At 70.0% G+C, this 17,372-nt stretch carries 17 protein-coding genes and 1 pseudogene; 7 read left to right on the top strand and 11 right to left on the bottom strand.

All coding sequences use genetic code 11. The features are described 5' to 3' along the window. Positions 1-100: 100 nt before the first annotated feature. The 4 genes from ACZ562_RS34465 to ACZ562_RS34450 form a co-directional block, all read right to left on the bottom strand. Entirely contained in the window at positions 101-790 is a 690-nt protein-coding gene (locus tag ACZ562_RS34465) for a recombinase family protein (protein ID WP_471187624.1), read from the bottom strand. Between the two features lie 123 nt (positions 791-913). Continuing rightward, positions 914-1,792 (bottom strand): helix-turn-helix transcriptional regulator, encoded by an 879-nt coding sequence (locus tag ACZ562_RS34460; RefSeq protein WP_471187622.1) that lies wholly within the window; start codon positions 1,790-1,792, stop codon positions 914-916. A 112-nt stretch (positions 1,793-1,904) separates the two neighbouring features. Next, on the bottom strand, positions 1,905-2,666 hold the full coding sequence (locus ACZ562_RS34455; RefSeq protein WP_471187619.1) for an SDR family oxidoreductase: 762 nt from the start codon (positions 2,664-2,666) through the stop codon (positions 1,905-1,907). Further along, positions 2,663-3,298, bottom strand: a complete 636-nt coding sequence (locus ACZ562_RS34450; protein WP_471187616.1) for a phosphotransferase — start codon at positions 3,296-3,298, stop codon at positions 2,663-2,665. The genes ACZ562_RS34455 and ACZ562_RS34450 overlap by 4 nt, the downstream gene beginning before the upstream one ends. Before the next feature lie 547 nt (positions 3,299-3,845). Here ACZ562_RS34450 and ACZ562_RS34445 point away from each other — a divergent pair. The 3 genes and pseudogenes from ACZ562_RS34445 to ACZ562_RS34435 all read left to right on the top strand — a co-directional run. Next, positions 3,846-4,172, top strand: a pseudogene (locus ACZ562_RS34445) (response regulator transcription factor); the annotation flags it as partial. A 69-nt stretch (positions 4,173-4,241) separates the two neighbouring features. Then, positions 4,242-4,790, top strand: a complete 549-nt coding sequence (locus ACZ562_RS34440) for a DUF485 domain-containing protein (RefSeq protein WP_471187630.1) — start codon at positions 4,242-4,244, stop codon at positions 4,788-4,790. Then, positions 4,787-6,379, top strand: a complete 1,593-nt coding sequence (locus tag ACZ562_RS34435; RefSeq protein ID WP_471187613.1) for a solute symporter family protein — start codon at positions 4,787-4,789, stop codon at positions 6,377-6,379. Before ACZ562_RS34440 ends, ACZ562_RS34435 begins: the two co-directional genes overlap by 4 nt. Positions 6,380-6,393: 14 nt before the next feature. On the opposite strand, the gene ACZ562_RS34430 is transcribed toward ACZ562_RS34435, so the two are convergent. After that, complete coding sequence (locus tag ACZ562_RS34430) at positions 6,394-7,086, bottom strand: response regulator (RefSeq protein ID WP_471187610.1); 693 nt, start codon at positions 7,084-7,086, stop codon at positions 6,394-6,396. A gap of 163 nt (positions 7,087-7,249) precedes the next feature. Between ACZ562_RS34430 and ACZ562_RS34425 the strand changes: the two genes are divergently transcribed. The 3 genes from ACZ562_RS34425 to ACZ562_RS34415 all read left to right on the top strand — a co-directional run bounded on the left by ACZ562_RS34425 (position 7,250) and on the right by ACZ562_RS34415 (position 10,035). Beyond that, positions 7,250-8,065 carry an ABC transporter ATP-binding protein gene (locus ACZ562_RS34425; RefSeq protein ID WP_471187607.1) on the top strand — a complete coding sequence of 272 codons (816 nt, stop codon included), beginning with the start codon at positions 7,250-7,252 and terminating at the stop codon, positions 8,063-8,065. After that, positions 8,055-8,918 carry an ABC transporter permease gene (locus ACZ562_RS34420; RefSeq protein WP_471187604.1) on the top strand — a complete coding sequence of 288 codons (864 nt, stop codon included), beginning with the start codon at positions 8,055-8,057 and terminating at the stop codon, positions 8,916-8,918. Before ACZ562_RS34425 ends, ACZ562_RS34420 begins: the two co-directional genes overlap by 11 nt. A 61-nt stretch (positions 8,919-8,979) precedes the next feature. Continuing rightward, entirely contained in the window at positions 8,980-10,035 is a 1,056-nt protein-coding gene (locus ACZ562_RS34415; protein WP_471187601.1) for an ABC transporter substrate-binding protein, read from the top strand. A gap of 67 nt (positions 10,036-10,102) precedes the next feature. Here ACZ562_RS34415 and ACZ562_RS34410 read toward each other — a convergent pair whose 3' ends face one another. Genes ACZ562_RS34410 through ACZ562_RS34395 form a run of 4 tightly spaced genes read right to left on the bottom strand, consistent with a single transcriptional unit; the run spans position 10,103 to position 14,768 of the window. After that, complete coding sequence (locus ACZ562_RS34410; RefSeq protein ID WP_471187598.1) at positions 10,103-10,783, bottom strand: response regulator; 681 nt, start codon at positions 10,781-10,783, stop codon at positions 10,103-10,105. Next, positions 10,780-12,456 (bottom strand): ATP-binding protein, encoded by a 1,677-nt coding sequence (locus tag ACZ562_RS34405; RefSeq protein ID WP_471187595.1) that lies wholly within the window; start codon positions 12,454-12,456, stop codon positions 10,780-10,782. The genes ACZ562_RS34410 and ACZ562_RS34405 overlap by 4 nt, the downstream gene beginning before the upstream one ends. Before the next feature lie 59 nt (positions 12,457-12,515). Beyond that, complete coding sequence (locus ACZ562_RS34400; protein ID WP_471187592.1) at positions 12,516-13,457, bottom strand: sucrase ferredoxin; 942 nt, start codon at positions 13,455-13,457, stop codon at positions 12,516-12,518. A gap of 54 nt (positions 13,458-13,511) precedes the next feature. Then, the gene (locus ACZ562_RS34395) at positions 13,512-14,768 is read right to left on the bottom strand and encodes a citrate/2-methylcitrate synthase (RefSeq protein WP_471187590.1); all 1,257 of its coding nucleotides are present in this window, start codon (positions 14,766-14,768) and stop codon (positions 13,512-13,514) included. A 98-nt stretch (positions 14,769-14,866) separates the two neighbouring features. Here ACZ562_RS34395 and ACZ562_RS34390 point away from each other — a divergent pair, with 98 nt between their 5' ends. Then, positions 14,867-16,033 (top strand): citrate synthase/methylcitrate synthase, encoded by a 1,167-nt coding sequence (locus ACZ562_RS34390; protein WP_471187587.1) that lies wholly within the window; start codon positions 14,867-14,869, stop codon positions 16,031-16,033. Between the two features lie 257 nt (positions 16,034-16,290). Here the strand turns inward: ACZ562_RS34390 and ACZ562_RS34385 are convergent, their stop codons facing one another. Further along, positions 16,291-16,527, bottom strand: a complete 237-nt coding sequence (locus ACZ562_RS34385) for a hypothetical protein (RefSeq protein WP_471187584.1) — start codon at positions 16,525-16,527, stop codon at positions 16,291-16,293. Between the two features lie 166 nt (positions 16,528-16,693). Then, positions 16,694-17,230, bottom strand: a complete 537-nt coding sequence (locus ACZ562_RS34380; protein ID WP_471187581.1) for a DUF6082 family protein — start codon at positions 17,228-17,230, stop codon at positions 16,694-16,696. Positions 17,231-17,372: the final 142 nt, after the last annotated feature.

Below are 17,372 nucleotides of genomic sequence, written 5' to 3'. Positions count from 1 at the left end.
CCGCAGAGACCGTGGGTTTCCGATGAACGTCCCTCAGTCACGCTGAACCCACGGCCGTCGTGCCGGTAAGAACTCTGTCACCAGCCGCAAACGGCGGTGATCAGTCCTCTGACCTGGTGGGTTGGGGCAGTTCGGGCATGCTCGTCGCCTCAGCGAGTGCGAGGCGACCACCCTTGAGTTCGGGCACGTAGTTGTAGATGGTGCTGCGGGAGACGCCGAGGAGCTTGGCGATCGAGGTGACGGTGTTCTCCGGGCGGGCGAGTAGGTCGCGGGCGTGACGTACCTGCTCCTCGGTCATCGCCGGCGGGCGGCCGAGTCGGGCGCCGCGGGCGCGGGCGGCGTCCAGGCCCTCGTTGGTGCCCTGCACGATAAGTTCGCGGATGAACTCCGCCAGGGCCGCGAACACGTGGAAGACCAGGCGCCCGCCGGGCGTGGTCGTGTCGAGCGCCTCGTGTAGCGAGGTGAACCCGATGCCGCGCTTGCGCAGGCCGGACACGATCGCGATGAGGTCCTGGATGGAGCGGCCGAGCCGGTCCAGCGACGGGACGACGAGGGTGTCGCCCTCGCGCAGGTAGTCGAGGGCCTTCCACAGCTCCTCGCGTTCGGCGTTCTTGCCGGACTTCTTGTCGGAGAAGATCCGGATGCACCTTGCTTCGGTGAGTGCGTGGATCTGCCGGTCGAGCAACTGGCCTTTGGTGGACACGCGTGCGTATCCCACGAGGCTGCCGGTCCGTACGGCCGGAACGGGGGCGAGGAGATCGGCGGTGTCGTTGTCCTGGGGTGGCTGCACCTGCCAGATCGTACAGAAAAGGGTGCTCCTCAAGTTCTTGAGCACATCGACTTTCTGACACCGTTTTATGGGCATGATCCGGTGTCGATCCGGTCGCGCGCCGCCACTTCTCGATCTTGCTCATCAATCGGTCGGTTGATGAGCACCAGTGGCTGTTGGGGCGGTCCACGCAAGCAGCATGTGAAGGGCGTCGTGGGACGAGGTGTCCGACTGGGCCGCATACGTGATCAGTGCCTGGTCGGGGTCGTCGGCAGCGCGCAGGGTCTCGTAGGTCAGTTCCAGGTCGCCGACCAACGGGTGGTGGAACCGCTTGATGCCCGAGGTCTTGTCCTGGACCGGGTGTTCTGCCCACCAGCGGCGGAAGTCCTCGCTCTTCAACGACAGCTCCCCGATCAGGTGTGCCAGTCGCGGGTCGCTGGGGTGGTTCCGTCCAGCCTCCAGGTGGAGGTAGGCCACGTTCTCGCGGGCGCAGGAGGACCAGTCCGCGTACAGGTCTCGGGACGCCGGGTCGAGGAAGGTGATCCGGGCGATGTTGCGCTCGGCCGGGTCCACGGCGGCGTAGTCGCCGAAGAGGGCGGCCGCTGCCGGGTTCCAGGCCAGGATGTCCATGTGCCGGCCCATCACCATGGCTGGCATGTCCTTCAGCTCGTCCAGCAGCCGCTGGAGCATCGGCCGTACGTGCTGCCGGCTGACCTGGTGCCTGCGCGCCGGACGGGCGGTCTGCCGCGGTTGGGCCAGCTGGTGCAGGTGCCGGCTCTCGTCGTCGTTCAGCCGCAGTGCGCGGGCGAGGGCGTCGAGCACGGTGTCCGAGGGGTTGGCCACGCGGCCCTGTTCCATCCGGGTGTAGTAGTCGACGCTGACCCCTGCGAGCTGGGCGACCTCCTCGCGGCGCAGGCCGGCGACCCGGCGCGTGCCGCCCAAGTCCGGCAGGGCCACATCCTGCGGGTGAAGGCGGGCGCGGCGGGTCCGGAGGAAGTCGCTCAGGCTGGTTGCGGTGCTCATACGACGATTGTGGCCGATCACGGCGGTGTGCTGCCTGGCCCTGCTGGGGCCAGGCAGCACACCCACTGGTCAGGAGGCAGGGATGGCGGCCCCGGTGGGTGACCGGGAAATGTCAGGCCTGGCGGGTCGGCAGGACGATCGACTGGCGCAGGTTGACGTGCCGGCGACGGCTGACGATGTACGCGACGAGGTCGGCGATGTCCTCGGCGGTGAGGGCGGGGATCGCGGTGAACATCCCGCCGAGCTGCTCGCGCAGTTCCGGGTTGTCGATGTGCTCACCGAGTTCGGTGTCGGTCAGGCCCGGCTCGATGGTGCTGACCCGGACGTCGCGTGGGCCCAGCTCGGTGCGCAGTGCGGCGGACAGCTGGGTGAGGGCGGCCTTGGTGGCCCCGTACACGGCGTAGTCGGGGAAGAGGACGTGGGAGGCGATGGAGGAGACGTTGACCAGGTCGGCGGTGCTGCCGTCGGCCGCGGCCTCGGTGAGGTCGGGAGTGAACGCGCGGATGACGCGCAGGGCGCCGGTGAGGTTGGTGTCGATCATGCGGGTCCACTCGTCGAGCCGACCCTCGGTGAGGGGATTGGGCAGCATCACGCCCGCGTTGTTGACCACCAGGTCGACCCGGCCGTAGGCATCGTGGACGGCCTTGGCGGCGGCGTCGACGGATGCCTGGTCGGTGACGTCGGCGGTGACAGCGAGGGCCTGGCCTCCGGCAGCGGTGAGTTCGGCGGCCAGCGCGTCCAGCCGGTCGGTACGCCGGGCGAACAGGGCGACACGGGCGCCACCCGCCGCGAGCAGGCGGGCGGTGGCCGCGCCCATGCCGCTGGCCGCTCCGGTGACGACAGCGGTACGGGCGGCGAGGGCGGGGTAGCTCATGGGGTGCTCCTGGGTCTGCTGCGCGGGCCGGTCCTGGTGGACCGGCCCGGCCGGTGCGGTGGGCGGATGCGGACCACTTTGCGCCCGCTCGGGACGGCCAACCAGAGCTTGCCGTTCCCTGGGAAGGCCAGGACCACCCTGGGCCGGGCGGCCCGGTCTACGCTGCGGGCATGGAGAACGCGGGCTTGGAGAACGCGGGCAGCCGCTCGGCGACCGTATCGACCAGCTCGCCATGGCGGCCGGGTACGACGCGGCGGATTGGTCGCACATCGCAGACCGGCACGAGCAGACCAGCGCGCGGGAATGGCAACGCTCACGCCTCCGTACGTTCCTCGGCCAACTCCCCATCGCCCGCAGTGCGGGGGCCGGGCACCGCCGAACCGCACCGGGGTCGGCACCGGGAGCGGCAGGCGCGGGGCCAGCACGGGGAGCCACCGCCGTTCCTTGAGCTGGAGCTCCGGGGTGGGGTCCATGCGCTGCATGCGCACGGCCAACTCGTCCCCGAGGCGCCACATTTGGTTGCCCCAGCCGCCCGCCACCTCGCGGATGGCCAGCCCCGCAAGGTCTGGATGTTGCTCCTGCAGCAGGTCGCGGACCAGGTCTGCGGTGATCTCGATCTCGGTGTCGGTCATGCGAAGTCACAGTACTAAGGCGACAGACGGAGCGGGCTCTCGCTCTCCGGAACATCTCGCTGTGACCATCGGGCATCACCGATTGGGTTTCAGAGAGCTACGAATCAGAGGCTTGGGACGGACCGGCCCCAAGTTCAGAGAAGCCTGGACACGCTGGCCCTCCCGCCGCCTGGACACGCTGGCCCTCCCGCGAGGCTCTCGGGCGCACGGAAATCTCGCGACCACCCCGGAGACTGCTCGCCTGGGCCGTGCGGCCGCTGGTCCTCGGAATGCTCCTGCGGGGCGCGTTCACCAGCCACGTCCCTAGCTGGAGTGCCGTCGGGGCAGCAGTGGGCGCACTCTCGGGTGCGTTCGTCACCCGGGCCTTGTTCAGGACCACGCGGGCTCACGGGCTCCGGCCGTCCCTGGCGCTCCTCGGCATGCTCCTGGGGATCGTGGTCGCCGCCCAGGCCGCCGGCTTCAGGTCCCCGCCCTCGTCATCTGGTGCGGTTGCGCCGTCACCGCTGTGGAACGGCTGCCCATCCTGGCCGCCCTGCCGATGACCTCCGTCGCCCGCGCGGAGTACTCCGCGGTCAACGGGGACGCCGGGCTGTCGCCGAGCATCCAAGGTCGGCTGCTGGAGCGGCTGTCCGAGCCCGGGCCCAGGCCCACGGCGCCTGCCGCGGCGCCGGACGGGCTCACCGCGCGGGAGGCCGAGGGGCTGGTGCTGATCGCCGAGGGGCTGAGCCATGAGGAGGCCGCCCGCAAGCTCCACGTCTCCACGGCGACCGTGAAGACCACAACAGCAGTCTCTTCGCACGACAGGCCTCAAGGGCCGTGCTCAAGCAGTGCGTTACGCGTAGGGAAAGGGTTCGTGCGGCCCTCCACGGGGTGAGTCACCTGATGGGGTGAAGAGCACAGGGAAGGAGAGCCGGAGACCTTCGCGTTCTGTCCATCCTTGGGTATGCAGTCAAGCAACGTCCGTCCCCGCGGAAGCGGGGGCGGTGCCGAGGATTCGGCCGAGCCCCACGAAGATCAGGGATCGCTTCCCGCCGAGGCGCCCGGCAGTGTGAGATACGACGACCCGTGGTACGACGCACTCGCCTCCGGATGGGGCGAGTCGGACGTGGCGGGCGGGCCCGTGTCCGCTGCCGTGCCGACGAGCAGAGAGAGCGAGGAGCGGGCTGACGTCTACCTCGAGGTGCAGCGCAGCGCTGCCTTTCAGGAGGTGCGCAGCCAGTACCGGAGGTTTGTGGTGCCGGCGGTTGCGCTGTTCTTCGCCTGGTACGTGGCCTACGTGGTGACCGCCACGACCGCGCCGAGACTGATGGCGCGGCCCGTGGCGGGCGCAGTGAACGTGGCGCTGCTCGCGGGGCTCGGCCAGTTCCTCACCACCTTTCTGCTCACCTGGGCATACGCCCGGCACGCGAGGCTGCGCAGGGATCGAGTCGCACTCGAACTGCGGTGGGAGACACAGGAACTGGCGCGTGGGGTGCGGGGCGGTGCGTTGTGACGGGTGACCATCAGACACTGGCGTTGTTGCTGTTCAGCGCGTTCGTCGCCGCCACGCTGGCGATCACGACATGGGTGAGCCGCAACCGGCGGGGCTCGGCGGAGGAGTTCTACGCCGGTGGTCGGCTCTTCTCGCCGATGGAGAATGGTTTTGCCATCGCCGGCGACTACATGTCGGCCGCCTCCTTCCTGGGTGTGACGGGGCTCATCGCGCTGTTCGGCTACGACGGGATGCTCTATGTGGTGGGCTTCCTCGTGGCCTGGCTGCTGGTGCTGTTCCTCGTCGCCGAACTGGTGCGCAACTGCGGGCGGTTCACGTTGGCCGACGTGGTGGCGGCGCGGATGAGCGAGCGGCCCGTGCGGATCGCGGCGGGAACTTCGTCGGTCACCGTGTCCGTTCTGTATCTGGTGGCGCAGATGGTGGGTGCGGGCAGTCTGGTCGCGCTGCTGCTCGGAGGCACCGACGAGGCGGCGCGGGCCTGGACCGTCGTCGGCGTCGGCGCGCTCATGGTGATCTATGTGTCGCTCGGAGGGATGCGGGCCACCACCTGGATTCAGATCGTCAAGGCGGTCCTGCTGCTCAGCGGCACAGTCGCGCTGACCGTGCTCGTCCTGATGCGATTCCACGGCGACTTCGACCGGCTGCTGCTCACGGCGGCGGAGCGCAGCGGCCACGGCGACGCGTTCCTGGCGCCGGGGCTGAAGTACGGCGGGGACTGGACCGCTCGCTTCGACTTCATCAGCCTGGGGCTCGCGCTGGTGCTGGGCACGGCCGGGCTGCCGCACATCCTGTCCCGCTTCTACACCGTGCCCACCGCCCGGGCCGCACGGCGCTCGGTCGTCTGGTCGATCGGGCTGATCGGCGGCTTCTACCTGATGACCATCGTCCTCGGCTTCGGCGCCGCCGCGATCGTGGGGCCGGACGCCGTACGCGGATCGAACGCGGCCGGGAACACGGCCGTCCCGCTGCTGGCCCTCAGTCTGGGCGGCGGTGCGCACTCCACGGGAGGAACGGTTCTCTTTGCGATCGTCGCCGCCGTCGCCTTCGCCACGATCCTCGCGGTGGTCGCCGGGATCACGCTCGCCTCGTCGGCATCGGTCGCCCACGACCTCTACGCGTCCCTGCGTCGCCGCCGTACCAAGCCGCGCAGCGAGGTGGCCGTGGCGCGGGCCGCCGCCGTCGGCGTCGGTGTGGTCGCGATCGCACTCGGTCTGCTGGCCCGCGACCTCAATGTGGCCTTCCTGGTGGGCCTCGCCTTCGCTGTCGCGGCGTCCGCCAATCTGCCGGTGCTGCTCTACTCGCTGTTCTGGCCGGGCTTCACCACCCGCGGCGCCGTATGGGCCGTCTACGGCGGTCTGGTCCCGGCCCTGGTGCTCGTAGTGCTGTCGCCGGTGGTGTCAGGGAGCTCCGAATCGCTGTTCCCGGGTGTGGACTTCCAGTACTTCCCGCTGCAGAACCCCGGTCTCGTCTCGATCCCGCTGGGCTTCCTGGCCGGCTGGCTCGGCACGGTCATCTCGGCGGAGGTGCCCGACGAGGCCAAGCACGCGGAGACCGAGGTGCGCTCGCTGACGGGGGCAGGGGCGGCGTAGAGGGCCCTCGCCGGCTACGGCGCCACCCACGCGTAGCGGTGTTCGGGGCGTCCCGTGTCGCCGTACTTGAGGGAGAGGCGGAGCCGGCCGGCCTGTTCCAGGTGGCGGAGGTAACGCTGGGCCGTGGAGCGGCTGAGGCCCGTTTCGGCGGCGACCTCGTGGGCCGAGAGCGGATGGTCCGCGCCGTGCAGGACGCGGCAGATGAGGTCCGTAGTCGGCTCCGATTGGCCGCTCGGCAGCCCGGGCGAGGAGGGCGCCGGTGAGGTGCGCAGGGCGCTGAAGATCCGGTCGACCTGCTCCTGGCCGGCGATGCCGCGACCGCCGACCCGGTCGACGGTGCGGCGCAGGGCGGCGTACGAGTCGAGGCGGGTGCGCAGCGCGGCGAACGTGAACGGCTTGACGAGGTAGTGCAGGGCGCCCAGGCGCATCGCGGCCTGCACCGTCGCCACGTCGCCGGCTGCCGTGATCATGATGACGTCGGTGCCCTGGCCCTGCTCCCGCATCCGGTGGACGAGTTCGAGGCCCGTCCCGTCGGGCAGGTAGTGGTCGAGCAGTACCAGATCAATGGTTCCGCGCTGCACGGCGGCCAGTGCCTGGGCAGAGCTGTGCGCGCGGGCGGTCACCCGGAAGCCGGGAACCCTTCCCACGTACTTGGTGTTGATCTCGGCGACACGGAAGTCGTCGTCCACCACCAGGACGTCAATCATCGGGCCTCTTTCCGTCAAGGCCATGCGGGCATACAAAAGCCCATGTTTCGGCTTCGTTTTTGTAGCGCGAGCAAAAAGAGCACAACAGGCCGTTGCAGGCAAAAGAACGGCATGTGCTCAGAAGACTGCTGCTGTGGCCCGCGCCACTTCTACGGTCCTGGCCATGAGCGCAGACACCAGCCCCGCCATAGAGCTGCGGGGCGCGAGCAAGACGTTCCGGACCCCGTCAGGGGGTCTGCACACGGCCGTCCGGGGACTTGATCTCACGGTCGGCCGGGGGGAGTTCGTGGCCGTCGTCGGTCCCACGGGTTGCGGTAAGTCGACCACGTTGACACTGGTCAGCGGGCTGGAGGAGCCCAGCGAGGGCGACGTCAGGGTCGTCGGGGAGCCGGTCCGCGGCGTCGGCGACAAGGTCGGCTTCGTCTTCCAACAGGACGCCACCTTTCCCTGGCGCACGGTCCTCTCCAATGTCATGGCGGGCCCGCGCTTCCGTGGCGTCCCCAAGGCCGAGGCGAGGGCCAAGGCGCGTGAGTGGCTGGCCAGGGTCGGCCTGGCCGCCTTCGAGGACCGCTATCCGCACCAGCTCTCCGGTGGCCAGCGCAAGCGGGTCGCGCTCGCCGCGACCTTCGTCAACGACCCCGAGATCCTGCTGATGGACGAGCCGTTCTCCGCACTCGACGTCCAGACCAGAGCCCTCATGTCGGACGAACTGCTCGAACTGTGGGAGGGAACACGGGCCTCCGTGGTCTTCGTCACACATGACCTGGAGGAGTCCATCGCGCTGGCCGACAGGGTCGTCGTGATGACCGCCGGGCCGGCCACCGTCAAGCAGGTCTTCGACATCGACCTCCCGAGGCCGCGCAAGGTCGAGTCGGTGCGGCTGGAGCCGCGGTTCATCGAGATCTACCGCGAGATCTGGGAGTCCCTCGGTGAAGAGGTCCGCATCACCCGCGAGAGGGGTGCCGCGCATGTCGCCTGACGTCCTCAGCACGCCGGTCGTCGACACGGTCAAGACCCCCAACCGTGCCCATTCACGCGCGCGTGCCGTCCGCAGACGCAAGATCGTCGTCGCGGTTTCCCGTGTGTTTCTCCTGGTCGCAGTCCTCGGCCTGTGGGAGGTGCTCGCCCGGGCGAAGGTCATCGATCCGTTCAACTTCTCGATGCCCTCGAAGATCTGGGACCAGATCCACACCTGGCTGACGCATGGCACCGCACTCGGATCCCTGGGCGAACAGATCTGGTACACGCTGTACGAGGCACTGCTCGGCTGGGTCATCGGTGTGGTCGCCGGTGTGGTCTTCGGTATCGCACTGGGGCGGATCACCTTGCTCGCCGACGTCCTTGGTCCATACATCAAGGTGCTCAACTCGATTCCCAGGATCGTCCTTGCCCCGATCTTCGTGATCTGGTTCGGGCTCGGGCCGGCCTCCAAGGTCGCGTCGGCGGTCGTCCTGGTGTTCTTCCCCGTGTTCTTCAACGCCTTCCAGGGCGCCCGTGAAGTCGACCGCAACCTGGTCGCCAACGCACGGATCCTCGGTGCGACCGATCGCAGAGTGACCCTGCAGGTCGTCATCCCGTCCGCCACTTCGTGGATCTTCACCAGCCTCCACGTCAGCTTCGGCTTCGCCCTCATCGGCGCCATCGTCGGCGAGTACATCGGCGCGACCAAGGGCATCGGCCTGCTCGTCGCACAGTCGCAGGGCACCTTCAACGCGGCCGGTGTGTACGCCGCGATGGTCATCCTCGCCGTCGTCGCGCTTTTCGCCGAGGGGCTGCTGACGTTCGCCGAGCGCCGCATCTTCCGCTGGAAGCCGTCGGGTTCCGACAGCTGACCCGCATCTCGCAGCACCTCTTGTCATCCCCGCACCGCCCTCTCACAAGGACGTGAACCGCATGCGCAAGATCGCCAGATACGCGGCGCTGGCCGCCTCCGGACTGCTCGCCCTCTCCTCGCTCACCGCCTGTGCCAACGACGCGGCGAGCACCGCCTCCTCCGGCAGCAAGGGCGACGGCGAGGGGGAGAAGGTCAAGATCATGGTCGGTGGCCTGGACAAGGTCATCTACCTGCCGGCCATGCTCACCCAGCGGCTCGGCTACTTCGATGCCGAGGGCCTCGACGTGGAACTGCTGAGCGAGCCCGCCGGTGTGCAGGCAGAGACCGCACTCGTCTCCGGCCAGGTCCAGGGGACCGTCGGCTTCTACGACCACACCCTCGACCTGCAGGTGAAGGGCAAGGCGGTGGAGTCCGTCGTGCAGTTCTCGCACGCGCCGGGGGAGGTGGAGATCGTCTCCGCCAAGGCGGCGGGCGACATCAAGTCACCCAAGGACTTCAAGGGCAAGAAGCTCGGCGTCACCGGCCTCGGCTCCTCCACCGACTTCCTCACCAAGTACCTGGCCGTCAAGAACGGGGTGAAGGTCAGCGACTTCACCCCGGTCGCCGTCGGCGCGGGACCGACCTTCATCTCGGCGCTCCAGCAGGGCGCCATCGACGGCGGTATGACGACCGACCCGACCGTGGCCACGATCCTGGACAAGAAGGCGGGCAAGATCCTCCTCGACATGCGGACGCCCCGGGGGTCCCAGGAGGCGCTCGGCGGACCCTATCCCTCGTCGAGCCTGTACATGCAGACGGACTGGGTCAACAGCCACAAGGACACCGTCCAGAAGCTGGCCAACGCGTTGGTCAAGACGCTCAGGTGGATGTCCTCGCACAGCGCGAGTGAGATCGCCGACAAGATGCCGGCCGACTACTCGCAGGGGAACAAGCTCCTCTACGCAGCGGCGATCAAGAGCACGCTGCCGATGTTCACCAGGGACGGTGTGATGCCCAAGGAGGGCCCCGAGACGGTCGAGAAGGTGCTCAGGGCGTTCAACCCCAACATCAAGAACGCCAAGGTGGACCTGAGCAAGACGTACACGACCGAGTTCGTGGAGAAGGCGGCCGGCTGACAACCTGACGCCCCGCATCCGTATGGGGGGAGGGCACAGTCCCTTCCCCGCCCCCACGGGCCGTGCCTCAGGCGCGGGTCGCCCACACGTAACGGTGTTCCGGGCGGCCCGCGTCGCCGTACTTGAGGGTGAGCCGGGCCCGGCCCGTGCGCTCCAGGAGCTTCAGATAACGCTGGGCGGTCTGACGGCTCACTCCCGTCCGCTCGGCGACCTCCTGGGCCGACAGGGGGCCTACCGCGTTCATCAGGGACTGCCGCACGAGCTCCGCGGTGGTGGGGGAGTGCCCCTTGGGCAGTCCGGGCTCCGACGGCGTCGACAGCGCGCCGAACATGCGGTCCACCTCGGCCTGTTCCGCCTCACCGCCGCTGTCCAGGGTGCGGCGGAGCTCCGCGTACGCCGTCAGCTTGGCGCGCAGCCCCGCGAAGGCGAACGGCTTGACCAGGTACTGCAGGGCGCCGTGCCGCATCGCCGCCTGCACGGTCGTCACGTCCCGGGCCGCCGTCACCATGATCACGTCGGTCTGGTGGCCGCGCCGGCGCATCTCCTGGACGACCGCCAGACCCGTCTCGTCGGGCAGATAGTGGTCCATGAGGACCAGGTCCAGACGGGGCAGCGTCTCCAGCTGACGCAGCGCCTCCGCGGCGCTGTGCGCCTCCCCGGCCACGTGGAAGCCCGGCACCTTCTCGACATAGGCGGCGTTGACCCGCGCGACCCTGGTGTCGTCGTCCACGACCAGGACCTCGATCATCCCGACTCCTCCTCGATGACGGTCTGCGGGGCGGGCGGAACAGTGAGGGCCGGTTCCAGGTCCTGACCGGCCAGCGCCTCGGGCAGGACCACGGTGAACTCGGCGCCTCCGCCCGCCGCCTCGCAGACGGTTGCCCTGCCGCCCTGACGTTCGGCGAGCCTGCGCACCAGGGAGAGCCCGATGCCACGCTCCCGGTGTGCCGGCGGCTCCTTCGTGGACCACCCCTCGGTGAAGACCAGCTCGCGTTGCTCCGCCGGTATCCCGGGACCCGTGTCCCGCACGCGCAGGACGGCGGTACGTCCCTCCGCGCGCAGTTCGACCTCCACGCGCGCGTGCGGCGTGCCCGCGACGGCGTCCAGCGCGTTGTCCACCAGGTTGCCCACGACCGTGACGAGCCCCCTGGGATCGACCAGCCGGTCCGGGAGCCGGGTCCGGTCCGAGACCCACAGGGCGACTCCACGCTCGGCCGCGACCGTCGCCTTGCCGACCAGGAGAGCGGCGAGCAGGGGGTCCTGGATCTTCTCGGTGACCTGTTCCGCGGTCGCCCGGTGGTCGCCGACCACCTCGCCGACGAACTCCACGGCGTCGTCGTACATCTCCAGTTCGAGCAGGCCGAGGAGTGTGTGCATGCGGTTGGCGTGCTCGTGGTCCTGGGCGCGCAGGGCGTCGATCAGGCCGCGCGTCGAGTCCAGCTCCCGGCCCAACTGGTCCAACTCCGTGCGGTCGCGCAGGGTGGCCACGGCGCCGCCGTCGTCCGTGGGCATGCGGTTGGCGACCAGGACGCGCTGGCCGCGGACGGTGAGCAGGTCGGTGCCCGTCACCCGGCCGGCCAGGACGTCGGCCGTACGACCGTCCCCGAGGGCCTCGTCGGGGGATCGGCCGACGGCCTCGTCCCCGATGCCCAGCAGGCGCTGTGCCTCGTCGTTGAGCAGGCGGACGCGGCCGCTGCGGTCCAGGGCGACGACGCCCTCCCGAATGCCGTGCAGCATGGCCTCGCGCTCCGCGAGCAGCCCCGAGATGTCCGAGAAGGCCAGGTCCCGGGTCTGCCGCTGGACCCGGCGGGCGATCAGCCAGGCGGCGAGCGCGCCGACGGCCAGGGCGCCGCCGGCGTACGCGAACAGCCCCGGGATCGCGTGGATCAGACGGGCCCGCACGCTGTCGTACGCGATGCCGACCGAGACCGCGCCGACGATGTCTCCCTGGCTGTCGCGCAGGGGCACCTTCCCGCGCGCGGAGCGTCCCAGGGTGCCGCTGTCGATCTCCATGACCTCCTCGCCGGCGATGGCCCGGCGGGGGTCGGTGGAGACCTTCCTGCCGATCTCCCTGGGCTCGGTGTGCGACCAGCGGATGCCCCGTCGGTCCATCACCACGATGTACTCGGCACGGGTGGCCAGGCGGATCCGCTCCGCCTCCTCCTGGACGGGCCCGTCGGCCGTCGCAGGCGTGGTCTTGACGTCCTCGGCGATCTGCGGCTCCGCGGCGGTCGTCTGTGCGATGGCGAGCGCGCGGCGCATCGCCTGGTCGTCCAGCTGGTGACTCAGCGGCGCCAGGAACAACCCGGTGGCGAGTACCGCGACTCCCGCCGCGATCGCCAGCTGCATCATCAGCACCTGCGAGAAGACCCGCCGCGGCAGACCCAGGCGCAGGCGGCGAGCGGGGGGAGTGGGGCTCATACCCATGACGGTACGTGGGTGTGCCGAGCTGCCGTAGGGGTGTGGCCCGGATCTTCTGATCAGCTCGCGAGCGCCGCCGTCGTCAGCTCGTGCACCGCCACGACGTCCATCCGCGCGGGCGAGCCGAGAACCGAGGTGCCGCAGCTCTCGGGGCGCGGCGGCAGGGACGCGCCCTGGGCCACAACGACGCGCCAGTGGCGCCCGTCGGCGTGGGCGACGGTCACCTCCCAGCGCGGAGCCGCACCCTCCGTCCGTACGACGGCCAGGGCGTCCGCCGCGTGTTCGCCCGCGGACGCGCGCACGGCCAGCTCGGCCGCCTGACCGGGCCGCTCCCACGCCGAGCTCCCGCGGCACCCCTCCACGACGATCCGGCCCTCCTGGACGCCGTGCAGGACCTTCTGTACGGCGTGGGCCTGGGCCCGGCCGTAGGCGTAGCCGTAGGGCAGGACGAGCAGTGTCGGCGAGAAGCGGTGACCACCCAGATGGGTGACCTCCCAGGTGCTCTCCACTCCGGAGGCGGCCAGCTCGGCCGCGAGGGGCCGGCCGAGGAGTGCGCAGCAGCGGTCGCGCTTGCCGTTGGTGCACACGAGCGCCAGCGGATCGCCGGCATGGGGTGTGCCCTGGAGCACCGAGCCGAAGGTGCGGTGGTCACCTGTGCCGAGTGCGGCGTAGTCGAGGTCGAGCAGCCGGCGGGGGTCGCTCGTCGTGGCGCCGTGCAGCCAGGCGTTTCCGGGCGTGGTGTGGGCCGCGTACACCTGACGCGCGGTGGGCGTGCCGCTGTCGGCGTGGCGCCCCGGGCGGCGGATGAGCGCGATGCGTACGCCGGTGCCTTCGGCGGCCGCCTCCAGGGCGCGGCCCAGCACGGGGTCCAGGTGGCTCGAAGTGAGCGCCTTGGCGCCCCAGGGGCCGGGCTGCTCGAGCAGCAGCCAGGTCCTCGCGGTGGCCGCGGTCCCCGACATGGGCTCGTCGAGGCCCCGGGAGACGGTTGAGCACGTACTCACAGAGGTGAGCCTAACCTGACTTGAGGCAGGGCGGCGTCCGACCGTGGGTCTGTCCTACTCCGGCAGTGGCTGCGGCGGCCTCGGGCCCACGTAGTGGCCGCTCGGGCGCATGCGCAGCGGGCGTTCCCCGTACTCCTCCAGGGCGTGCGCGATCCAGCCCGCCGTACGGGCCACGGCGAAAATCGTCTCGCCCGCCGAGGCGGGCATGCCCGACGACGCGGTGAAGACGGCGAGAGCCAGGTCGACGTTGGCGTGCAACGGGGTGTGCCGGGCGGTGGTGGCCACGATGTCCCGTGCCGCGGCGAGGGCGGGCGCCGCGTGGGGGATTTCTTCCAGGAGACCGAACAGGGCACGCGCGCGTGGGTCCTCCCGGGGGTAGAGCCGATGGCCGAGCCCAGGGATGCGGCGGCCCGCTCGCAGTTCGTCCGCGATCACGGGTGCCGCGTCGCCGTGGTCGAGCACGTCGAGCAGCAGCCGGTGGGCCAGACCGCTGGCCGCGCCGTGCAGGGGGCCTTCGATCACGCCGAGCCCGGCGGAGACGGCCGCGTAGGTGTGCGCGCGGGCCGAGGCGGCGACACGCACGGCGAGGGTCGAGGCGGCCAGGTCATGGTCGGCGAGCAGGGCGAGCGCGGTGTCCAGTGCGCGCAGCGACGCCTCGTCGGCGGGCTTCCCGCTGAGCCGGGCCCACAGCCGGTGGGCCAGCGGGCCGGCGTCGCGGTGGCTGGGCCGTACCGGTGGCAGCGCGGCGACGAGCGTGGGGATGAGCACGCGCGCGGTGCCGAGCACGGCCTCCTCGGACAGGTCGAAGCGCAGCGGATCCGCGGCCGCCGCGGCGACCGCGGCCACTCGCAACCGGTCGGTGGGGCTGGTGTGTTCGGGCAGTGCGTCCACGGCGCGGCGGGCGACGGTGACCGAGGCGTCGGGCGCGGTGAAGGCGATGCCGGGGCGCAGCCGGCCCGTCCACAGCCACTCGGCGATCTCTTCGTAGGAGTGGCGTGCCGCCAGTTCGGTCGCGTCGACGCCGCGGAAGTAGTACCGGTCCGTGTCGATGAGCGTGATCCGGGTCCGTACGGACAGTTCACCGCCGCCGCCCGGACTCCCTCCGCTCTCCCGTCTGTTGCGCCGGGCGAGCGCCTCCACCTCTGCGGCGTCGAAGGTGCTGCCCCGGCCACCGGGCGCACGTCGGCTGCTGAGCTGGCCGCGGCTCACGTACGCGTACACGGTCTCGGGTTTCACGCCGAGGCGTTCGGCGGCCTCTCTGGTGCTCAGCCGCCGCCCCGTGTCGCCGGGGACGGGCTCTTGATCGCGCATGGAGGTCACCGTATCCGCATCTCAATGCATTGACTCAATCAATATTGACAGGAGAACAGTCAAGCATGGACAGTCAAATCAAGTCCAGGGAGGAAATCATGTCCGTCAACAGGTCCGCAGCCACACTTGTCGACGTGCCGCGGGGACTCGCGGGTGTCGTCGTCGCCGACACGGAAATCGGCGACGTCCGGGGGCTCGAGGGCTTCTACCACTACCGCCAGTATTCGGCCGTCGAACTCGCGCGGACCCGCGGCTTCGAGGACGTCTGGCATCTGCTGGTCCACGGTGAGCTGCCGGACACGGCACGCTCCGCCGCGTTCGCCGCGGAGACGGCCGCGCTGCGCCGACTGCCGGACGAGGTGCGGGCTGCCCTGCCCGCCATCGCCGCGGCGAGCGGACGGTCCGGCCCGCTGGCCGGCATGCGCACCGCGCTGTCGCTGCTCGGCGCGGCGAAGGGTTTCCGCCCGGTGTACGACATCGACGTGGCCCGGCGGCGGCAGGACACCCTCGTGGCGGCCGCGGCCGTACCGACGCTGCTCACGGCGCTGCACCGGCTGGGCCGGGGGCTCGACCCGGTGGAGCCGCGCGCCGATCTGTCCTGTGCGGCGAACTACCTCTACATGCTGACGGGTTCGGAGCCCGGTCCGCGGCAGGCCCGGGCGGTCGAGCAGTACCTGATCTCCGCCATCGACCATGGATTCAACGCGTCAACATTCACGGCCCGCGTCATCGCGTCGACGGGGGCGGACGTGGTGGCATGCCTCGTGGGAGCGGTGGGGGCGCTCTCGGGTCCGCTCCATGGCGGCGCTCCCAGTCGCGCGCTGGACACCCTGGACGCCATCGGCACGCCCGACCGCATCGACGGGTGGATCCGTGAGCGTGTCCTCGCCGGTGAGCGGATCATGGGCTTCGGCCATGCGGTCTACCGCACGGAGGACCCGCGCTCCCGGATGCTGCGCGAAGTCGCCCAGGGCTTCGGCGGCCCGCGCGTGGAGTTCGCCGTCGAGGTCGAACGCCACGTCGAGGCGATCCTCGCCGAACTGAAGCCCGGCCGCGAACTCCACACGAACGTCGAGTTCTACGCGGGCGTGGTCATGGAACTGTGCGGCCTGCCGCGCGAGATGTTCACTCCGACGTTCGCGGCGGCGCGTGTCGTGGGCTGGAGCGCGAACATCCTGGAGCAGGCGGCGGAGTCGAAGATCATCAGGCCTGCGGCACGGTATGTGGGGCTTCCCGCGCCTCAGGTAGTCCCGGAGGCGGCCTGACGGGGCGGGCGTGCGGCCCTCGCTGGACCCCACCCGCGAGGCTGAAAGTTGGCCTGAAATGACTGCGAGGCCCGGCACCGATCAGGTGCGGACCCCACGGAGGTCTTCAAGTCGGCCAGGAGTACGGCCTGGAGCGGCTCCCGCGAGGGGTGCCATGACGTTGTGACGTCTCGAAAGGAAGCAACGCGGACCTCGACGTCCGGTGGTGTCATTGCGCCTCTGTCTGCCGCGGACGGCTTTTGGCCTTGATCGGCCGGTCACACATCGGGGATGTCCGTCTTGGCGTGAATCAGCGTTTTGCGGTCAATGACCACAATGCGTTCGTAATCGGCTCGCGCGGCGTCTGGAGGAAGCTTCCCGTCCAGGGTCTCCGTGGCGTCTGTGCCGATAATGGCGAAATTTCCATCGCTGAGCTCGAAGATGTCGGGGCAGGTCTGCCCGGACATGCTTCCCCTTGCCGTGGGAGGGACGCCGATTCTGCGGACGATTTTCAACGGGGGAGTTCCATTCGGGTGAGTTGTGCCGACTTGTGGGCATTTGCCCCGAAAGGAATTCTGACCAAAGGTAATTGACCATGTGGCATGTGACGACATTTTTCAGCCGCAAGGGTGCGTAACCTGGGCCAGAGCGGGTGAAGCCATCCCTGGCCGCCGGGAGTCGTCAGGCGACCCACCACTGGTCGTCCTCGTCGCCGGCTCGGGCGACGATCTCGTCCACGTGTCGGGCGAGCAATCGTTCCTGCGAATCGGCCGGCAGGCTCTGCCGGTGGTGTCCCGTGGCTTCCCAGTACTCGCGGAAGATCGAGCTCTGGCATATGCCGCGCATATGGCCGAGGGCTTCTTCGAGGCTCACCGTGCCCATGCGGAAGGCGTGCAACAGGTTCCCGTAGAGGGCGTTCGCGAAGAGATACCGCTTCAACTGGGCCGGAGTCATCTCCATTTCGTAGGTGTCGAGCACGGCCGCCAGGTCCGGATCCTGGACCGCTTTGCACAACAGGTCGAAGTGGAGCCGGTGCTTGTCTGTCATGTCGGTGCGCCAGTGGTGCTGCCGCTGCTCCTCGTGCATGAGCTCGAGTCGCGCGAGCAACAGCGCCTCCCCGTGCAGGCGCTGCACGGCGAGTGCCGCGAGAGCCCCCGCTGCGAAGGCGAGGCCTGCCGTCGCCGCAGAGCCCCACCCCCTCATTCCATAAGTGGACATGTCAACCCCCGAGTCAGGCGGCCGTCCGCCGGTCGTCGGTGTGGGCAACGGGGAGCGGACCGGCGAGCGGTGGGCGGCGCTTGCCGTCTCCCAGGATGCCGAGCGGCTCTGATCGGCAGGGAGGCGGAGAGGAGGCGCACGG

The organism is Streptomyces sp. NPDC040410 (genome assembly GCF_055595715.1).
This window is presented reverse-complemented; position numbering and strand designations above follow the sequence as displayed.

Bases quoted from the DNA above. Each gene is read 5' to 3' on its own strand.
- ACZ562_RS34460 (WP_471187622.1), bottom strand. From the start codon at position 1,792: ATGAGCACCGCAACCAGCCTGAGCGACTTCCTCCGGACCCGCCGCGCC.
- ACZ562_RS34455 (WP_471187619.1), bottom strand. From the start codon at position 2,666: ATGAGCTACCCCGCCCTCGCCGCCCGTACCGCTGTCGTCACCGGAGCG.
- ACZ562_RS34450 (WP_471187616.1), bottom strand. From the start codon at position 3,298: ATGACCGACACCGAGATCGAGATCACCGCAGACCTGGTCCGCGACCTG.
- ACZ562_RS34440 (WP_471187630.1), top strand. From the start codon at position 4,242: ATGCAGTCAAGCAACGTCCGTCCCCGCGGAAGCGGGGGCGGTGCCGAG.
- ACZ562_RS34430 (WP_471187610.1), bottom strand. From the start codon at position 7,086: ATGATTGACGTCCTGGTGGTGGACGACGACTTCCGTGTCGCCGAGATC.
- ACZ562_RS34425 (WP_471187607.1), top strand. From the start codon at position 7,250: ATGAGCGCAGACACCAGCCCCGCCATAGAGCTGCGGGGCGCGAGCAAG.
- ACZ562_RS34420 (WP_471187604.1), top strand. From the start codon at position 8,055: ATGTCGCCTGACGTCCTCAGCACGCCGGTCGTCGACACGGTCAAGACC.
- ACZ562_RS34415 (WP_471187601.1), top strand. From the start codon at position 8,980: ATGCGCAAGATCGCCAGATACGCGGCGCTGGCCGCCTCCGGACTGCTC.
- ACZ562_RS34410 (WP_471187598.1), bottom strand. From the start codon at position 10,783: ATGATCGAGGTCCTGGTCGTGGACGACGACACCAGGGTCGCGCGGGTC.
- ACZ562_RS34405 (WP_471187595.1), bottom strand. From the start codon at position 12,456: ATGAGCCCCACTCCCCCCGCTCGCCGCCTGCGCCTGGGTCTGCCGCGG.
- ACZ562_RS34395 (WP_471187590.1), bottom strand. From the start codon at position 14,768: ATGCGCGATCAAGAGCCCGTCCCCGGCGACACGGGGCGGCGGCTGAGC.
- ACZ562_RS34390 (WP_471187587.1), top strand. From the start codon at position 14,867: ATGTCCGTCAACAGGTCCGCAGCCACACTTGTCGACGTGCCGCGGGGA.
- ACZ562_RS34380 (WP_471187581.1), bottom strand. From the start codon at position 17,230: ATGTCCACTTATGGAATGAGGGGGTGGGGCTCTGCGGCGACGGCAGGC.